The organism is Stenotrophomonas sp. YAU14D1_LEIMI4_1, assembly GCF_003086815.1.
Lineage (GTDB): Bacteria > Pseudomonadota > Gammaproteobacteria > Xanthomonadales > Xanthomonadaceae > Stenotrophomonas.
Window position 1 is genome coordinate 3,323,697 of sequence record NZ_CP025997.1, and the last position, 18,377, is coordinate 3,342,073.

At 66.4% G+C, this 18,377-nt stretch carries 17 protein-coding genes and 1 tRNA gene; 11 read left to right on the forward strand and 7 right to left on the reverse strand.

What is annotated here, in order from left to right; genetic code table 11:
* The 3 genes from C1932_RS15390 (at position 1) to C1932_RS15400 (ending at position 3,003) form a co-directional block, all read left to right on the forward strand.
* Positions 1 to 1,179: an FtsX-like permease family protein gene (locus C1932_RS15390; RefSeq protein ID WP_108762749.1), complete on the forward strand. Its 1,179-nt coding sequence runs from the start codon at positions 1 to 3 to the stop codon at positions 1,177 to 1,179.
* A 295-nt stretch (positions 1,180 to 1,474) separates the two neighbouring features.
* On the forward strand, positions 1,475 to 2,287 hold the full coding sequence (locus C1932_RS15395) for an efflux RND transporter periplasmic adaptor subunit (RefSeq protein ID WP_159094553.1): 813 nt from the start codon (positions 1,475 to 1,477) through the stop codon (positions 2,285 to 2,287).
* A gap of 26 nt (positions 2,288 to 2,313) precedes the next feature.
* Positions 2,314 to 3,003, forward strand: a complete 690-nt coding sequence (locus C1932_RS15400) for an ABC transporter ATP-binding protein (protein WP_108762751.1) — start codon at positions 2,314 to 2,316, stop codon at positions 3,001 to 3,003.
* A gap of 46 nt (positions 3,004 to 3,049) precedes the next feature.
* Here C1932_RS15400 and C1932_RS15405 read toward each other — a convergent pair.
* Positions 3,050 to 3,123 (reverse strand) — tRNA-Gly (locus C1932_RS15405).
* Between the two features lie 155 nt (positions 3,124 to 3,278).
* On the reverse strand, positions 3,279 to 5,111 hold the full coding sequence (locus C1932_RS15410; RefSeq protein ID WP_108762752.1) for an autotransporter domain-containing protein: 1,833 nt from the start codon (positions 5,109 to 5,111) through the stop codon (positions 3,279 to 3,281).
* Positions 5,112 to 5,316: 205 nt separating this feature from the next.
* Here C1932_RS15410 and thiS point away from each other — a divergent pair, with 205 nt between their 5' ends.
* The 4 genes from thiS (at position 5,317) to C1932_RS15430 (ending at position 9,055) form a co-directional block, all read left to right on the forward strand.
* Entirely contained in the window at positions 5,317 to 5,517 is a 201-nt protein-coding gene (gene thiS, locus C1932_RS15415) for a sulfur carrier protein ThiS (RefSeq protein WP_108753977.1), read from the forward strand.
* Positions 5,518 to 5,651: 134 nt separating this feature from the next.
* Positions 5,652 to 6,446: a thiazole synthase gene (locus tag C1932_RS15420; RefSeq protein WP_108750910.1), complete on the forward strand. Its 795-nt coding sequence runs from the start codon at positions 5,652 to 5,654 to the stop codon at positions 6,444 to 6,446.
* On the forward strand, positions 6,446 to 7,180 hold the full coding sequence (gene trmB / locus C1932_RS15425) for a tRNA (guanosine(46)-N7)-methyltransferase TrmB (RefSeq protein ID WP_006387461.1): 735 nt from the start codon (positions 6,446 to 6,448) through the stop codon (positions 7,178 to 7,180). Before C1932_RS15420 ends, trmB begins: the two co-directional genes overlap by 1 nt.
* 27 nt (positions 7,181 to 7,207) lie before the next feature.
* A complete protein-coding gene (locus C1932_RS15430) occupies positions 7,208 to 9,055 on the forward strand; it encodes an SLC13 family permease (RefSeq protein WP_108762753.1) in 1,848 nt (615 codons plus the stop codon).
* Positions 9,056 to 9,459: 404 nt separating this feature from the next.
* Here C1932_RS15430 and C1932_RS15435 read toward each other — a convergent pair whose 3' ends face one another.
* Positions 9,460 to 9,795, reverse strand: a complete 336-nt coding sequence (locus C1932_RS15435; RefSeq protein ID WP_108763468.1) for a Rieske (2Fe-2S) protein — start codon at positions 9,793 to 9,795, stop codon at positions 9,460 to 9,462.
* A 180-nt stretch (positions 9,796 to 9,975) separates the two neighbouring features.
* Here C1932_RS15435 and C1932_RS15440 point away from each other — a divergent pair, with 180 nt between their 5' ends.
* The 4 genes from C1932_RS15440 to C1932_RS15455 all read left to right on the forward strand — a co-directional run bounded on the left by C1932_RS15440 (position 9,976) and on the right by C1932_RS15455 (position 13,184).
* Positions 9,976 to 10,260, forward strand: a complete 285-nt coding sequence (locus tag C1932_RS15440; protein ID WP_108762754.1) for a hypothetical protein — start codon at positions 9,976 to 9,978, stop codon at positions 10,258 to 10,260.
* A gap of 70 nt (positions 10,261 to 10,330) precedes the next feature.
* The gene (locus C1932_RS15445) at positions 10,331 to 11,047 is read left to right on the forward strand and encodes a fumarylacetoacetate hydrolase family protein (RefSeq protein ID WP_108750915.1); all 717 of its coding nucleotides are present in this window, start codon (positions 10,331 to 10,333) and stop codon (positions 11,045 to 11,047) included.
* A 53-nt stretch (positions 11,048 to 11,100) separates the two neighbouring features.
* A complete protein-coding gene (mscL, locus tag C1932_RS15450) occupies positions 11,101 to 11,505 on the forward strand; it encodes a large-conductance mechanosensitive channel protein MscL (RefSeq protein ID WP_108762755.1) in 405 nt (134 codons plus the stop codon).
* Between the two features lie 257 nt (positions 11,506 to 11,762).
* Complete coding sequence (locus C1932_RS15455; RefSeq protein ID WP_108757021.1) at positions 11,763 to 13,184, forward strand: M28 family peptidase; 1,422 nt, start codon at positions 11,763 to 11,765, stop codon at positions 13,182 to 13,184.
* A 107-nt stretch (positions 13,185 to 13,291) separates the two neighbouring features.
* On the opposite strand, the gene C1932_RS15460 is transcribed toward C1932_RS15455, so the two are convergent.
* The 4 genes from C1932_RS15460 to C1932_RS15475 all read right to left on the reverse strand — a co-directional run bounded on the left by C1932_RS15460 (position 13,292) and on the right by C1932_RS15475 (position 18,315).
* Positions 13,292 to 14,743 (reverse strand): alanine/glycine:cation symporter family protein, encoded by a 1,452-nt coding sequence (locus C1932_RS15460; RefSeq protein ID WP_108762756.1) that lies wholly within the window; start codon positions 14,741 to 14,743, stop codon positions 13,292 to 13,294.
* Between the two features lie 11 nt (positions 14,744 to 14,754).
* Positions 14,755 to 15,741 carry a hypothetical protein gene (locus tag C1932_RS15465; RefSeq protein ID WP_108762757.1) on the reverse strand — a complete coding sequence of 329 codons (987 nt, stop codon included), beginning with the start codon at positions 15,739 to 15,741 and terminating at the stop codon, positions 14,755 to 14,757.
* Between the two features lie 222 nt (positions 15,742 to 15,963).
* A complete protein-coding gene (locus C1932_RS15470) occupies positions 15,964 to 16,806 on the reverse strand; it encodes a TrmH family RNA methyltransferase (protein ID WP_108762758.1) in 843 nt (280 codons plus the stop codon).
* Positions 16,807 to 18,315, reverse strand: coding sequence for an alanine/glycine:cation symporter family protein (locus tag C1932_RS15475; protein WP_108762759.1), 1,509 nt, complete (start codon positions 18,313 to 18,315; stop codon positions 16,807 to 16,809).
* Positions 18,316 to 18,377 lie beyond the last annotated feature (62 nt).

The window sequence follows — 18,377 nt, forward strand, 5'->3', positions numbered from 1 at the left end:
ATGCGTACGACCGGACACGTCCGTCAACTGCTCTTCATTCTGCTATCGATGCATCGCAGCCGCCCCCACGATGCGCTGATGATCTTCACCGGATTCGCCATAGCCGCATCAACATTGACAGTCATGCTGTCCATTCCGGCGGGCATTGACCGCATCACGCGCCAGACGGGGCAGTCCGACATCGCACTCGCGATGGCCGCCAACGCCACGGACGAATCCAGCAGCAGCCTGTCACAGGAGCAAGTGGCCCAGCTCTCACAGCTTCCACAGGTTGCGCGTGATGCCGATGGCCGGCCGAACGTGGCGCTCCAGTTCCTTGCCACCGCCCGGCTGCCCCGCACCGATGGCCCACCAGGGACCGTGCAGCTTCGCGGGATTGATCGCAATACCTGGGTGCTCCTCGACAATGCGCCGATTCATGCAACCGGAGGTTTTGAACCTGGTCAACGGCAGTGGCTGGGGAGCGCCACGCTGGCGGGACAGTATCCAGCGCTGAACCAGGCCACCACCGAGCTGCTGGGGGCGACGTGGCGACGGGTGGGTCTGCTCGAGGCCGGTGGGAACTTATGGGAATCGGAGATCTGGGTAGAACAGTCAGCGCTGCAGGCAGCATCGAATCGGCCGTCCGGCGTTTCCTCCGCATGGATCAAGTTGACTGGCCCCGATCAGCTGGGCGAGCTGATCGCAGCGGGCCAAGCTGATCCTCGGCTGGAAGGGGTCCGGTTCGTAGGACAGGTGGACTACTACCAGCAGCAGATGGGGTTTCTGACTCGCCTGGTCACTGCAGCTGCGCTGGGTGTATCCCTGTTGCTGGGCGCAGGAGCCGCACTTGCCATTACAACAGCGCTGGACATGGTCCTGGACAAGCGTCGCCGCCAGCTGGCCACGCTGTGGGCGCTGGGCTTCAGCCCAGCATCCATCTGGCTGGCCGTCCTGACCGAGGTGGCAATCGTCGGAGTGCTGACGTCCCTGATGGCCGCTGCGCTGGTCCATGCCCTCCTGGACGGGACCCACTTTGGCACATCGGGCGCAAGCCAAGCCGTATACGCAACGTTCGTCGTCGATTCCAGCGTGATTTCCGCGGTGCTGGCGTATGCCCTGCTTCTCGCCCTGCTGGGTTCCGTACTGCCGCTGCGTCGCACCCTCAGCCGTGGCTTGGCGCAGGCACTGAAGAACTGACCCGAACACTTCAACAGGCTGGCTGAAGGCATACCCCATGACTCCGAAAACGCCCCCTTCTCGCAGCGATCTGCTCCACCAGCTCCGACGCGGCACGGCCGCCGGGGCCGTTGGGCCCATCTCTGGCATACGGCCGTCGGTGCGATGGCAAGTCTGGACTGTGCTCGTTCTACTGGCGCTCGGCATCGGTGCGTGGGTACTGGCAAGACACGGCAGCCCCCCTTCAACCTCCTTCGATCGCAACCGCGCCGCGGTCACTACGCCCCTTTCCCTCCCTGCCGCAGATCCGCCCTCCATGGGCCTGGACGCCAGCGGCTATGTCGTGGCGCGTCGTACCGCCACCGTGTCGGCACAGACCATCGGCATGGTGACCGAAGTACTCTTCGAAGAGGGAGAGGAGGTCGAGACCGGCCAGATACTGGCCCGATTGGATGGACGGTCCGCCCGTGCATCGCGGGACATAGCAGCACGCCAGTACGCCGCGGCCACGAAGCTCGTGCAGCAGTACCAGACGCAGCTCGATCAGGCTCGACGCGATGCCCAACGCGCCACCGAGCTTGCAGACCGCAAGCTGCTGGCCCATCAGGATGCCGAACAGGCACTGGCCAAGGTGGCAAGCCTGCGTGCGCAACTTGCCGCCCAGCGGAGCACGGCCGAGGCCAGCAAAGCACAGGTCGAGGCGGCGCAGGTATTACTGGAGCAGACCGTCATCCGCGCGCCCTTCGCTGGCGTTGTCACCTCCAAGGCTGCACAGGTGGGCGAGATCATTTCGCCCAGCGCAGCCAGCGGCTTCACCCGCACGGGCATCGCAACCATCGTGGACATGCACTCGCTGGAAATCGAAGTGGATGTCGGCGAGGCCTACATCAGCCGGATCGCAGCTGGAATGCCAGCCCTCATCCGGCTGAACGCCTACCCCGAACTGGACCTGGCGGGGAACGTCATCGCCATCATCCCCACGGCTGACCGGGGCAAGGCAACCGTGCGCGCCCGGATCGGCCTGGACACCCGCGACCCGCGCATCCTGCCCGATATGGCCGCCCGTGTCAGTTTCCAAGGCAGGGCACTGCGCTCGCCTCCCGCCACTGCCACGCCCTCGTCCTCGTGACTTCCCCCAAGGCCACTGGAGCCAACATGTCCTGCACCATTTCGCTTTCCGGCGTCAGCAAGTCCTACCAGCGTGGCGATCAACACATCCAGGTACTGCAGGCCATTGACCTGGTGGTAGGCGCCGGTGAGTTCGTGGCCCTGATGGGCCCCTCTGGATCAGGCAAGACCACGCTGTTGAACCTGATGAGCGGCATAGATGAACCCAGCGCAGGAAGCATTCTTGTTGATGGCACGCGCGTTGACCAACTGGGCAGCAGCCAGTTGGCGGCGTGGCGCAGTCGCAGCGTTGGTTTCGTTTTCCAGTTCTACAATCTGATGCCTACCTTGACCGCCTTGCAGAATGTGGAGCTGCCGCTTCGGCTCACTCCACTTCCCGGTGCGGAACGGCGTCGCCGCGCCGCGATTGCGCTGGAGCTGGTCGGGCTTGCCGACCGTGCGCGCCATCACCCATCAGAATTGTCAGGGGGCCAGCAGCAGCGTGTGGCCATCGCGCGGGCGATTGTGACCGACCCCAACTTTCTGATCTGCGATGAGCCTACCGGTGATCTTGACCGGCAGTCAGCCGTAGAGATCATGGAGCTGCTGCAGCAGCTGAATCATGAATACGGCAAGACGCTGGTGATGGTCACCCACGACCCCAAGGCTGCCGAGTATGCCTCGCGCGTGTTGCATCTGGAGAAAGGCGAGCTGATGGCATCTTCAGCCCAGCCCTGAAAAAAAACCCCGGCAACGGGCTGACCGTTACCGGGGTTTGGAATGCTGGAGCGGGCGATGGGAATCGAACCCACGTCAGTAGCTTGGGAAGCTACAGCTCTACCATTGAGCTACGCCCGCATTGCAGGGGGGAATCTTATGCGCAGCGGCCTGTCTTGCGCAATGGTGGCCGCCGCGATGGGGTCAGAGCCGTTTCCGGGCGGAAACGGATCCGACCCCGGCGCAATGGGGTCAGATCCCTTTCCGCCAGGAAAGGGCTCTGACCCCGCGTTGCATCAGAAGCTGCCGCTGAAGCTGGCGAACAGCGTGGCGTCCATTGCACGCTTCTGCAGCGTGGTGGCGCTGATGCCCACGTTGCTCTGCAGGCCGAACAGTTCCATGCGCGCGCCCAGGATGGCGGTGGCATAGTTCTTGTCGAAGTTCATGCCCGGCACACGGTACATGCCCACGTCCGGCAGGCTCTGCACCCAGGCGCTGGCCTGCTTGGTGTCTTCGAACTCGTGGTCGTAGGTCAGCTGCGCGTACGGCTTGACGGCACCGCCGTCGAAGCGGGCCTGCCAGCCGATACGGCCCACGGTGGAATCGACATCCTGCTGGCCGTAGCCCAGGCCGGTGGCCAGGGTGTTGGCGGTGGCGCTTTCGGTGTAACCGTCGATCTTCACCTTCTGCCAGATGACCGAAGCGATCGGGCCATGGCGGAAGCCGCCTTCGGTGCCGAACTCGTAGCCGGCGTTCAGCGCCGCGGTCAGGTTGCTGCCGTCCGGCGAGCCGCCGTGTTCGCGGGTGGCCGGGCCCAGCTGCACCTTGCGGTTCACGTCGTAGGACAACCAGGTGTAGCTGACCTGGCCGTTCACCCACACGCGCTCGCCGTACCAGCCGGCGAACAGACCGGCAGTGGTGTCCTTCTGGGTGAAGTCGCCACGGTTGTTACCGAAGTCGGCGTCCATGCGGCCAAAGCCGGCGAAGCCGCCTACCACCATGCCGTCACGCGCCCAATCGATACCGGCCAGGCCGGCCGGGGCCATGCCGTCGTACACGTCGGCGTGGTCGTAGCGCTGCATGTCGCCACGCAGGCCGCCCCACCACGACAGGCCATCGGCCGGACGACCACTCTGATGCAGGCTGACCTGGTCGGCACGCGAACGGCCGATGGTCTGCGCCGAATGGCTCAGCACCTGCTGCAGGCGCGGGGCTTCCAGGATGGAGATGGCGTACTGGCCCAGCATCTGGTGCGCCGCCGTGGTCGGGTGCACGTCATCGGCGAACAGGTAGGTGCTGGCCGCGTCCGGGCGAACATAGGCCAGCGGGCTGCAGGTCAGCGACGACGGCACGGTGCAGGCGCGGCCGGTGACGTTGCTGAAGCCGTACATGCCCGGGGTGGCGATGATTTCGCGCAGCAGGGTATAGGTATCCAGCGGGATGAAGTCGATGCCGGCCTGCTTCAGGCCGCCGTACAGCGCACTGTTGTAGGCATTGGACAGGGCCGTGCCCTGGGCACGCGCAGCGGCGCCGCGGTCGATGAAGCCCGGGGTGGAGCCGATGTCGGGCAGGTTCGGGACCAGCACGTATTCGGCACCGGCCTGCTTCAGGCTGGCCACGATGCCGATCTGGTCGGTCACGGCCGCGCCGATCACCGTCGGGGCCTGGGCCGGATTGGTGATCTGGAACAGATCGTTGGCACCGCCCCATACGGTGTAGAGGGCACGCGGATCGGCCTTGCCGCCGTTGGCCGCCAGGTAGTTGGCCGTCTGGGTCTTCAGCGAAGGCACCAGCACATTGCCCAGCTGGGGATTGCGGAAATCGGTGCCGACCCGTGCGCCGCCGACGGCGTAGTTGTCACCGGTCTGGCCATTGCCGTTGGGGCTGGCGTTGGTGCCGTAGTAATCAGCCACCCACTGGGCCCATTCCCAGCCAGGGTTGGTGGTGGACTGGCCGGTGACCGGGCGGACGTCGGCCGGCAGCAACGGCCGGAAGTACCCGCTGTCGGTCAGGCTGTCACCAATGAAGACGGTGCGGGTGAAGGTGGATTCGCCTGCCATGGCCGGCAGCGCGGCCAGCGCGATCGCGGCCGCCATGAGGGAGCGGATCGGGCGTTTGCTGAGCAGCATGTAAAAACTCCTGGGGGAAGATGTTGGGGACCCGGCACACGTACGCCGGCGCACGGTGAATGGTTTCACCGTACCGCCGATTGCTCACGCTGCGCCGCCGCATGAATTGTCGCCCGTACCACCCGTTGATAACTGTGCCGGAGGTGGCGTTGCGCTGGATTTGCAACGGTTCCGATCCAACCTGGCCATAAGCGACAATGCCGGCATGAACATCCAGCTCAATGGCGAACCCCGCACCCTGCCCGCCCCGGCCACCGTCCACGATCTGCTTGCTGCCGAGCAGCTGCTTCAGCGCCGGGTGGCGGTGGAAGTGAATGGCCAGATTGTCAGCCGCAGCCGCCATGGCGAACACGCCTTGGCCGAAGGCGACGTGGTGGAGATCGTGCACGCCCTGGGCGGTGGCTGAGGCAGCGGACGCCGCGCTGCGCGCTCGCCGGGCATGGCCCGGCGCTACCGCTGCGTACCCGTGGTAGCGCCGGGCCATGCCCGGCGAGTCCTCTGCGTGACCCCATCTTCAGGCGGATAGGCGATAATCGCGGCATGAACGTTCATGTCTCCCCCGATTCGCTGGTGATCGCCGGCAAGACCTATGGCTCGCGGCTGCTCACCGGCACCGGCAAGTTCAAGGATCTGCAGGAAACCCGCCTGGCCACCGAGGCCGCTGGCGCCCAGATCGTCACCGTGGCCATCCGCCGTACCAACATCGGGCAGAACCCCGGTGAACCGAACCTGCTGGACGTGCTGCCGCCGGACCGCTTCACCATCCTGCCCAACACCGCCGGCTGCTACACCGCCGAGGACGCCGTGCGCACCTGCCGCCTGGCGCGCGAGCTGCTGGACGGCCACAACCTGACCAAACTGGAAGTGCTGGGCGACCAGAAGACCCTGTACCCGGACGTGGTGCAGACCCTGAAGGCCGCCGAGCAGCTGGTGAAGGATGGCTTCGAGGTGATGGTCTATACCTCCGACGACCCGATCCTGGCCAAGCGCCTGGAAGAGATCGGCTGCGCGGCGGTGATGCCGCTGGCCGCGCCGATCGGTTCGGGCCTGGGTATCCAGAACAAGTACAACCTGCTGCAGATCATCGAAGACGCCAAGGTGCCGATCATTGTCGACGCCGGCGTGGGCACCGCCTCCGATGCGGCCATTGCCATGGAACTGGGCTGCGACGGCGTGCTGATGAACACCGCCATTGCCGGCGCGCGCAACCCGGTGCTGATGGCCAGCGCCATGCGCAAGGCCGTGGAAGCCGGCCGCGAGGCCTTCCTGGCCGGGCGCATTCCGCGCAAGCGCTATGCCAGTGCGTCTTCGCCGGTGGAAGGGGTGATCGGCTGATGACCAATCCCTTCGACAGTGCCGGTTCCAAGGCCCCGCCCAAGCCCTTCACCGTGAGCGAGGGCCGCCGCGAGGTGCGCAGCTTCGTGCTGCGCCAAGGCCGCTTCACCCCGGCCCAGCAGCGCGCGTTCGATGAACGCTGGCCGCGCTTCGGCATCGACTACAACGGCCAGCCGCGCGACCTGGATGCCACCTTCGGCCGCCCGGCGCACAAGGTGCTGGAAATCGGCTTCGGCAACGGTGCGGCCATGCGCTTCGCCGCCCAGCACGACCCGTCGCGCGATTACATCGGCATTGAAGTGCACGCCCCCGGCGTGGGCCGCCTGCTGAACGCGCTGGCCGATGACAACGCCGACCACGTGCGCCTGTACCACCACGACGCGGTGGAAGTGCTGCAGAACGAGATTGCCGACGGTGCGCTGGACGAAGTGCGCATCTACTTCCCCGACCCGTGGCACAAGAAGCGCCACAACAAGCGCCGCCTGCTGCAGCCGGCGTTTGCTGAGCTGATCGTGCGCAAGCTGCGCCCCGGTGGCCGCCTGCACTGCGCCACCGACTGGGAAGACTACGCCGAGCAGATGTGGGACGTGCTGGACGCCACCGCCGGGCTGGTGAACCGTGCCGGCCCGCGTGGCAGCGTGCCGCGCCCGGACTGGCGCCCGCAGACCCATTTCGAGACCCGCGGCCAGAAGTTGGGCCACGGCGTCTGGGATCTGCTGTACGACCGCACCTGACCGCCCACCGAGGACCCTGCGCCCCACATGGATACCGCGCTGACGCTGACCAACGACATGAAGCTCGTGCTCGGGCTGGTTGGTTTCACGATGGCGATGTTCCTGTTCGAGCGCATCCGCGCCGACGTGGTGGCGCTGGTGGTGCTGGTGGTGCTGGGCGTGACCGGCCTGATCGCCCCTGAAGAAATCTTCGGGGGTTTTTCCGGTAACGCGGTGATGAGCATCATCGCCACCACCATCCTGGGCGCGGGCCTGGACCGCACCGGCGCACTGAACCGGCTGGCGGCGTGGCTGCTGCGGCGCGGCCACGGCGTCGAGCAGCGCCTGCTGATGATGACCACCGCCATTGCCGGCTTGAACTCCTCGTTCATGCAGAACCCGTCGGTGATGGCCCTGTACCTGCCGGTGGCGTCGCGCCTGGCCGCGCGCACCGGGCTGACCCTGCAGCGCCTGCTGCTGCCCATTTCCGCGGCGATCGTGATGGGCGGCGCGCTGACCATGGTCGGCAATTCGCCGCTGATCCTGCTGAACGATCTGCTGGCCTCGGCCAACAACAATCTTCCCTCCGGCCTGGCCACCATCGAGCCGCTGCGCATGTTCGCGCCGCTGCCGATCGGCGTGGCCCTGCTGGTGGCCTCGCTGCTGTACTTCCGTTATTACGGCGACCGCAAGCTGATCGAGGAAGAGAACCTGGTGAACGACGGGGTGACCCCGGCGCGCACCGAAAGCTACTTCGCCAAGACCTACGGCATTGAAGGCGATGTCTTCGAACTGGTGGTGACCGCCGAGAGCCCGCTGGTGGGCATGACCCTGGGCGAGGCCGAGAACCTGCACGACGCACCGCTGCTGCTGGCGCTGAAGACGGGCAATGACACGCGTCTGGCGCCGCCGGCGGAAATGCGCATCTGGGTGGGCAGCGTGCTGGGCGCGATGGGCCCGCGCGGGCAGATCAGCGATTTCGCGCAGAACCAGTTCCTGCGCATGTCCTCGCGCCTGAAGCACCTGGGCGACCTGTTCAATCCCAGCCGCGCCGGTATTTCCGAAGCGGTGGTGCCGCCCACCTCGAACGTGATCGGCAAGAGCGCGGCCGATCTGCGCCTGCGCAAGGAACGCGGCATCAGCCTGCTGGCGATCAACCGCGACAAGCAGGTGATCCGCGAGGACGTGCGCGATGTGCAGCTGCGCGCCGGCGACATGCTGGTCTTCCACAGCATCTGGACCGACCTGGCGCAGGCCGCGCGCAGCCGCGACTTCGTGGTGGTGACCGACTACCCCACCGGCGAACAGCGCCCGCACAAGTTCAAGATCGCCATGGCGATCTTCGCGCTGACCATCCTGATTGCGCTGACCAGCAAGCTGCCGGTGGCGCTGACCCTGATGACCGGCGTGGCCGGCATGCTGCTGACCGGCGTGCTGCGCATGGACGAGGCCTATGCCTCGATCAACTGGAAGACGGTGTTCATGATGGCCGGGCTGATTCCGCTCGGCTGGGCGATGGATTCCAGTGGTGCGGCCGCGTGGGTGGCCGGGCACACCATCGACAAGCTGCCCACCGGCATTCCGCTGTGGGTGCTGGAGGTGGCATTGGCACTGCTGACGACCGCGTTCTCGCTGGTGATCAGCCATGTGGGCGCGACCATCGTGATGGTGCCCATTGCGGTGAACCTGGCACTGGCGGCCGGCGGCAACCCGACCGCATTCGCGCTGATCGTGGCGCTGTCGGCGTCCAACAACCTAATGACGGCCTCCAACCCGGTCATTTCGATGATCACCGGCCCGGCCAACTACACCCCGCGCGAGATGTGGCGCGTGGGCGGACCGCTGTCACTGATCTACACCTGTGTGGTGGTGCTGATGATCAACCTGATGTTCTGAGATCGCACCCGGCTCTGGTAGGTGTCGACCTTGCTCGACACAGCTTATGTAGAGTCGAGCCATGCTCGACTGCTTCCGGCCCGATGGGGTCAGAGCCGCTTTCCTGCGGAAAACGGATCCGACCCCGGACCTGAGGCCGCACCCGGCTCTGGTAGGTGTCGACCTTGCTCGACACAGCTTATGTAGAGTCGAGCCATGCTCGACTGCTTCCGGCCCGATGGGGTCAGAGCCGTTTTCCTGCGGAAAACGGATCCGACCCCGGACCTGAGGCCGCACGCGGCTCTGGTAGGTGTCGACCTTGGTCGACACAGCTTTTGTAGCGTCGAGCCATGCTCGACTGCTTCCGGCCCGATGGGGTCAGAGCCGTTTTCCTGCGGAAAACGGATCCGACCCCGGACCTGGCCTCAGGCCAGGTAAACCTGCCCGTCGCGCACATTCACCGGCACCGCGCGCAGACGATCGCCCTTGCACGGGCCCGCCACGCAATCGCCGCTGTCCAGCGCGAACGATGCGCCATGCGCGGCGCACACCAGATGGCCTTCGCGGCTTTTCAGGAACTGTCCCGGCGCCCAGTCCAGGCGGCGGCCGGCATGCGGGCAGATGTTCAGGAAGGCGCGCACCTGGCTGCCGTCGCGGTACAGCACCACCGATTCGGCATCGCCGTCCACCAGCGCCTCAACCTCGGCAAAGGCCCCATCGGCAAGGGCTTCCAGAGCAATGAGGGCGGCAGCAGGGGTCATCATGGCGAAGGCTCGAACGTAAAGCGGCATTGTCGCACGCGCGCTTAGCTCACTGGCTCCCACATGAACACAAGTCATTGATTGGTAATAAGCCAAGGCTATGTTTAACGACTTTTTCACTCAATGACAGTGGCGCCTCCCGATACTGACGGTTCGCTGATTTCAGCCTATCGAGCCGCCATGTTTACTCGCGCATCCGCCGTCCACCACTTCCGTACCCTGTTCGCGCCGCGCAAGCCGCGTAACCCGCTGGTGCGCATTGCCGTGGGCCTGCTGGGCTTGGCCATCCTGGCCGCCATGGTTTTCGTGGGCGTTTTCGTGGGTGCAGCGATGATTTTGATCGGCCTGGCGTGGAAGCTGCTGGCCTCGCGCAAGCCGGCCAGCGCTGGCCGTGCCGCCGACCCCAACGTGGTGGAAGGTGAGTACCGCGTGGTGCGCAAATCGGCGCTGTCCTCGCCGCGTTGAAGGCGCGCACCCGCTGACGGCGGGTATCGTTAAGTTCTAGACTGCGGGCACGCCCTTCCTGGATGTCCGCATGTCCGATGTTTCCGATGTGATTGCCGCCCCCGCCGTGCCCCGCGTTCCCGTGGTGGGCGGTGGCAGCTTCCCCGTGCACCGTGTGTACTGCGTGGGCCGCAACTTCGCCGACCACGCGCGCGAAATGGGGGCCGCGGTTCCGGCCGCCGATGATCGCGGCCGGCCGATGTTCTTCACCAAGCCCGCCGATGCCATCGTGGTCGGCCATGACGATGTGATTCCTTACCCGCCGGCCACTGCCAACCTGCACCACGAGGTGGAGCTGGTGGTGGCGATCGGCCGCGACGCGCCGGCCGGTGAGCTGGCCGTGGCCGATGCCGACGCACTGGTGTACGGCTATGCCGTGGGCCTGGACCTGACCCGCCGCGACCTGCAGGCCGCCGCCAAGGAAAAGGGCCACCCGTGGGATTCGGCCAAGGGCTTTGATGCCTCCGCGCCGATCAGCGAAATCGTGCACGCCGGCGAAGTCGGTGATCTGGCCGCCCTGAATCTTTCGCTGGAAGTGAACGGCGAAGTGCGCCAGCAATCGCTGCTGGACCAGATGATCTGGAACGTGCCGGAGATCCTGCATGAGCTGTCCAAGCTGTGGCAGCTGCGCGCGGGCGATCTGGTGTTCATGGGCACGCCGTCGGGCGTGGCCGCACTGAAGCCGGGCGACCGTTTCAGCGCACGCCTGGAAAACGTGGCCGAGCGCCACGGCGTCATCGCTGGCTGACATCTGCTGCGTTACCCTGCGCCTGTCCCCTCGCCCTCTGGAGAAGAACAACAATGGGAATGCTTACCGAGTTCAAGGAATTCGCGATGCGCGGCAACGTCATCGACCTCGCCGTGGGCGTGGTGATTGGCGCAGCCTTCGGCAAGATCGTCACCGCGCTGGTGGAAAAAATCATCATGCCGCCGTTGGGCATGCTGATCGGCAAGGTGGATTTCTCTGACCTGGCGTGGGTGCTGTCACCGGCCAGCATCGGTCCGGATGGCAAGGAAATTCCAGCGGTGGTGATCGGCTACGGCGATTTCCTCAACACCCTGGTGCAGTTCATCATCGTGGCCTTCGCCATCTTCCTGGTGATCAAGGTGATCAACCGCCTGTCGCGCAAAAAGGAAGCCGCCCCGGCCGCCACGCCGGAAGACGTGTTGCTGCTGCGCGAAATCCGCGACAGCCTGAAGAAATAACGTGCCGGGCGCCATCGCGCGCCCCGCGTACCTGCAGAGTCGAACCATGCTCGACTGGGCGGGACGATAATCAAGGTAGCGCCGGGCCATGCCCGGCGAGCGAAGCGGATCGTGGACCTCCGCCGGGCATGGCCCGGCGCTACCGCTTTGCCGCTCATGGCCGGAAAACAGCGTTCGCCGCCACCGTGACCTCCCACCCATGCGCGGCGCTGAACGACTGTTAAGCTCCAAGGCTTACACCCTTCCCGGAGCTGTCCATGCGTCGCCGCATTCTTGCCATCGCATCGTCCCTCGCCCTGTTGGCCGCGCCTGCGTTTGCGGCGCCCCGCACCACCACCCTGCCCCCGGCCTCGCTGGCCACGGCTGCGCAGCTGCGCGACCAGGCGCTGGCCGATGACACCGGCTGGAAGGTGGTCGAATCGCTGACCACCGAAATCGGCCCGCGTATTGCTGGCAGCGAGGCCGATGCCCGCGCCGTGGCCTGGGCCGAAGCCAAGTTCAAGGCACTGGGCTTTGACAAGGTCTGGAAGGAACCGGTCACTTTCCCCAAGTGGGAACGCCGCAGTGAACACGCCGCGGTGACCGGCAAGAACCCGCAGCCGCTGCAGATCACCGCGCTGGGCGGCAGCCCCGGCGGCACCGTGGAAGCCGAGGTGGTGCGCTTTGCCGACCTGGCCGCCCTGCAGGCCGCGCCAGCCGGTTCGCTGAAGGGCAAGATCGCCTTCGTCGATTACCAGATGCTGCCGTTCCGCGATGGCCGCGACTACGGCCGTGGCGGCGCGATCCGCAGCAAGGGCCCGTCCGAGGCCATCCGCAAGGGAGCGGTCGGCTTCCTGATGCGCTCGGCCGGTACCGATTCGCACCGCGTGCCGCACACCGGCATCACCCGTTTCGACGATGGCCTGACCCCGGTGCCGTCTGCCGCGCTGTCGGTGCCCGATGCCGACCAGCTGGCCCGCCTGCTGGCCCGTGGCAGCACCACGGTGAAGGTGGCGCTGGACTGCGGCTGGGATGGCACCGCCACCTCGTACAACGTGATCGGTGAGATCACCGGGCGCAGCCTGCCCAAGGAAGTGGTGGTGATTGGCGGCCACCTGGATTCGTGGGACCTGGGTACCGGCGCAGTGGATGATGGCGCCGGCGTGGGCATCACCATGGCCGCTGGCCATCTGATCGGCCAGCTGAAGCAAGCGCCGAAGCGCACGATCCGGGTGATTGCCTTCGCCAACGAGGAACAGGGTCTGTACGGCGGCAAGGCCTATGCCGAAGCACACGCCAAGGACGTGGCCCTGCACCAGCTGGCTGCCGAGAGCGACTTCGGTGCCGGGCGCATCTATGCGTTCAACACCGGTTCGCCGAACCCGGAAGGGTCGCGCGAGGCGACCAAGCAGATTGCCGAGGTGATGAAGCCGCTGGGCATCGAGTACCAGGCCGACAAGGGCGGCCCGGGCCCGGACGTGGGCCCGCTGGCGGCCAAGGGCGGCGCATGGGCGTGGCTGGCACAGGATGGGTCGGACTATTTCCACCTGCACCACACCGCCGACGACACCCTGGACAAGATCGACCCGAAGGCGCTGGCGCAGAACGTGGCCGCGTACACCGTGTTTGCGTATCTGGCCGCCGAAGCCGATGGCAGCTTTGGCAGTGAGGCCAAGGCGACGGTTCCGCCGAACGAGTGATGCGGTAGCGCCGGGGCAAGAGCGGTGCGAACCAAGGTTCGCACCCACCAGGCGATTGCGTGGGGTCAGATCCCTCGCCCATGGCGAGGGCTCTGACCCTGATCGCGTCAGCCCTCCCAGACCCGCGTGTTGCGTACGCCGATCTTCTGCGGGTTGAACAACGGATCGCGCTTGTTGCGCTTCTGCTGCTCGTAATCGCGCAGCGCGGCCAGCGCGGGTTTCTGCAGCAGTACGATGGCGATGATGTTCAACCAGCTCATCATGCCCACGCCGATATCGCCCAGCGACCAGGCCACGGTGGCGCTGTTCATGGCCGAATAGCCGGTGGCGGCCAGGAACAGCAGCTGGAACACCCCCATCACCCACGGGCGGGGGCGGTCGCGGCACAGGTAGCTGACGTTGGTTTCGGCCATGTAGTACAGCGCCAGGATGGTGGTGAACGCGAACGGCAGGATCGCCAGCGCCACGAACGAGCGACCGAAGCCCGGCAATGCCGATTCCACCGCGTGCTGCACGAAGCGCGGCCCAGCCTCCACGCCCGGCAGATTGCCCAGCAGCAGCCGCGCCTCATCGGGAATGCCGTTCACGGCTGGGTCGTACACGTTGTACAGGCCGGTGGACAGGATCAGGAAGGCGGTGGCGCTGCACACCACCAGGGTGTCGATGTAGACCGAGAACGACTGCACCAAGCCCTGCTTCACCGGATGCGAGACCTCTGCGGCAGCGGCCGGATGCGCGCCACTGCCCATGCCCGCTTCGTTGGACAGCACGCCACGGCGCACGCCCCACTGGATGGCCGTGCCGATCATCGCGCCGAAGGCCGCATCCACGCCGAAGGCGCTGCGCACCACCAGCAGGATGACCTCGGGCAGCTTGTCCGCATTGATGACCATGACCACCGCGGTCACGCCCAGATAGGCCACGGCCATGATCGGCACCACCCATTCGGCCACGCGGGCAATGCGGCGCACGCCGCCGAACAGCACCACGGCCAGCACCACCAGCAGTACGCCCGTGGTCGCCGCCACCGGCACATTCCAGGCTTCGTTCACCGCGCTGGTGATGGCGTTGGACTGGGTACCGGCCAGCATCGCCCCGGCCATCACCGTGACCACCGCAAACAGCACCGCATACCAGCGCTGGCCCAGGCCCTTTTCGATGTAGTACGCCGGCCCGCCGCGATACTGGCCCTTGCCATCGCGGTCCTTGTAGATCTGCGCCAGGGTGGATTCGATGAAGGCGCTGGAGGCGCCGAGGAACGCCACGATCCACATCCAGAAAATGGCGCCCGGGCCGCCGAACGCGATGGCCATGGCCACGCCGGCGATGTTGCCCACGCCCACCCGGCTGGACAGCGACAACGACAAGGCCTGGAACGGCGATACGCCCGCCTCGGAACGTTCATGGCGGAACATCAGGCGCAGCATGTCCGGCAGCGCGCGCAGCTGGATGAAACGGGTGCGGATGCTGAAGTACAGCCCGGCCAGCAGGCACAACACCACCAGCAGAGGGCTCCAGACCACGCCCAGCACACTGTTGACGATGGATTCGACAGTCATGGCGCGCCCCCTTAGAAGAACATGCCCAGGGCGACCTGGGGGCTGATGATGCGGCCGCTGTTGCGCCCGGCCACGGTCACTTCCACGCCGGCGATCAACCCCAGCGAGGGGCTGAAGTGGTATTCCACCGCCGGCGCCAGGGTGAGGCTGTGACTGGCAGGGCGTCGCTCGTCGATGCGCCGCACCTGACCATCTGCGCCCGGCGCAAAGCCGGTCAGGCGCTGGCCCGATTCGCGGCTGGCCGCGAACTCCATGACCCCGACCCAGCGCGAATTGAAGCTGTACTCGGCACCGACCGACAGCCCCAGCACCGAGCCGCGCGCGATGTGGCCCTGGAAGCCACGTTCAGTGCCATACACGCTGGCGCCGGAAATGGCCGTGCGCGACGGTGCAGGGCCGGCACTGAACTGCGCGCGCCAGCGCAGCGGTCGGTCGTTGGCCATCCATTCCACCTTCTGCATGCCCAGCGCCAGGGTGGTGCGCTGCACGCCATCACCCTGCGCATCCAGCGCATTGCCGGTGATGCGGTCGTGGCTGCCGGTGCTGAAGCGCTGCACCAAGGCCAGCGAAACGGCCGGGGTGGTGCCATCGGCACTCGGGGCCTGCAGCAGGTACTGCAGGCGCGCGGTGGTATCGCCGGCGCGGAAGCCGCTGCTGTGGGTGCTGCCCGATTCGGCGCGCGAGGCGCTCAGGTTGACCTGGCCGGTGACCCGTTCGCTGAAGCCGTAGGCAATGGGCACCACCACTGCCCAGGCGCCGCTGCGTTCATCGCTGCGGTGGCGATCGCCGCTGTCGTCGAAGTACGCGCGGCTGTCCACGCGCACCAGATAGGGTTCGATGTACCAGTGCCCGGCCGCCATGCCGGCGGGATTGGGGGTGATCAGCGGGCCGGTGAAGTTGACGCCTTCCAGGCTGTGTTGCTGGGCCAGCGCACTGGCACTGTGCAGCGTGCAGGCCAGCAGCAGGGCAACGGCAAGGGTAGAACGCGGGTGATGCATGACAGCCACTCCTGGACAACGTGGGTTGGACTTCCACCCTGCGTCGCCGGGAACGGCGGACCAATAAGGAAACTTTCAAAACGTCATGCGCGCTTTACGCATTGGCGTGTGAGGCAAGTCTGCGGCCTGGGGTCAGAGCCCCCGCCTGCGGCGAGGGATCCGACCCTGCGCGAAGGGGTCGTATCCCTTGCCATGGGCAAGGGCTACGACCCCGCCACAGCATCACATGCGACGGCTGGCCCACTGCGCCAGCAGCACTGCCGTGGCAGATGCGACATTCAGGCTTTCCACCGCGCCGCTGCCCGGAATCGACACCTGCTGGTCACACAGACCGGCCAGTTCGCGGTCCATGCCCTCGCCTTCGGCGCCCATCACGTACACCAGGCGCGCCGGCAACGTGGCACGGAACACGTCTTCGCCGCCGTCCACCAGGGTGGCGGCCAGGCCGAAACCGGCCGCACGCAGCTGCGCCATGGCCTGCGCATCGTCGGGCAACTGCACCAGCGGCACGGCTTCGGCACCGCCTTCGGCCACGCGCGCGGCGGCGCCGGACAGGGCCAGCGTGCTGCCGGCCGGCAGCAGCAGGGCCTTCACCCCGAAGTGCGCGGCCGAACGCAGAATCGCGCCCAGGTTGTGCGGGTTGCCCACGCCATCCAGCCACAGCGCCAGCGCCGGGCCATCGCCCGCCTGCTGCAGCCACTGCGCCAGTTCCAGCGCAGGTGCGCGCAGCACGTCGGCCACCACGCCTTCGTGGTGGGTGGTGCCGGCCAGCTTGTTCAGATCGCCGTCTTCCACCACGCGGTAGCCCACGCGGTTGGCCACGCACCACTTCAGCAGCGGCTGCAGGCGCGGAATGCGCGCCTCCAGCAGGTACAGCTTGCGCAATGCCTGCGGGCGGGCGTCGAACGCGGCCAGCACGGCATTCAGGCCGTACAGGCGCAGTTCGTCATTGCCACGCCCACCGGCGCCTGCACCACCGCCACTGCCCTGCCCTTCCTGGCGCGGCAACGGTGTGGCGCGCGGCGGACGGGCGGACGGGCGGCGGTTGTTCCAGGGGTTGTTCACTTACACGGTCTCCTGCTTGCGCTGGCGCCAGAAATCGGCGTTCTTGATCCCCAGTGCATCGGGGTCGAACACCGGGTCCAGGCCCAGCTTCTTCTGTCGTTCGTAATCACGCAGGGCCAGCATGGCCGGCTTCTGGATGATGAGGATGGCGATGATGTTCAGCCAGGCCATCAGGCCCACGCCGATGTCACCCAGCGCCCAGGCCAGGGTGGCGTTGTGGAAGGCACCGAACACGACCATGGCCAGGATGCCCAGGCGCAGCACCAGCACGGTGAACGGGCGCTTCTTGTTGTGGTTGACGTAGGTCAGGTTGGTTTCGGCCATGTAGTAATAGGCCATGATCGTGGTGAAGGCGAAGAAGAAGATGGCGATGGACACGAAGGCCGAACCCCAGCCCGGCAGCACCGCTTCCACGCCCGCCTGCGCATAGCCGGCGCCTTCGGGAATGCCGGCCAGGCCCTGGAAGATCGGCGCAGCGCCTTCCACCGGCGAATAGACGTTGTAGGTACCGCTGGCCAGGATCAGGAAGGCGGTGGCGGTGCACACCATCATGGTGTCGAAGTAGATGGCGAAGGCCTGCACGTAGCCCTGCTTGGCCGGGTGCGACACTTCCGAGGCTGCTGCGGCGTGCGGGCCCGAACCCTGACCGGCTTCGTTGGCGTAGATGCCGCGCTTGATGCCCCACTCGATGGCCAGGCCCATCATGGCGCCGAAAGCTGCATGGGTACCGAAGGCGCTGTCGAAGATGATGCCGAACATTTCCGGCACGCGGTCGGCATTGATGATCATGATGACGATGGCCATCAGGATGAAGCCGGCGGCCATGAACGGCACCACCACTTCGGCGAAGTTGGCGATGCGCTTGACGCCACCGAAGATGACCACGCCCAGCAGCAGGGCCACCACGATGCCGATGCCCAGCTTCAGCGCCTGCACCTGGTCCATGCCGAAGGCCTGGCCATCCAGCGGACCGCACAGCGCGGTGCCGCGGCAGGCGTTGATGACGCTGTCAGCGATGGCATTGGCCTGCACGCCCGGCATCAGGAAGCCGGCCGCGATGATCGTGGCACCGGCGAAGGCCAGGGCGTACCACTTCAGGCCCATCGCCTTTTCGATGTAGTAGGCCGGGCCACCGCGGTAGCGGCCTTCGGCGTCCTTGGTCTTGTAGATCTGCGCCAGGGTGCATTCCACGTACGAGGTGGACGCGCCGAGGAAGCCCATCACCCACATCCAGAAGATCGCACCGGGGCCGCCGAAGGCGATGGCGGTGGCCACGCCGGCGATGTTGCCGATGCCCATGCGGCCGGCCATGGACATGGCCAGGGCCTGGAAGGACGACACGCCGGCGTCGGATTTCTCACCCTTCACGGTCAGGCGGCACATCTCGAAGAAGCCGCGCAGCTGCATGAAGCGCGTGCGCAGGCTGAAGAACAGGCCGGCGCCCAGGCACACCACGATCAGTGCCTTGCTCCAGATGATGCTGTTGATGAAATGTACGGTTGCTTCCACGCGCGCTCTCTCCAGTCGGCGGGTTGGGGGACGTCCCGTCGGCTGGAAGGGACGGCACCGAT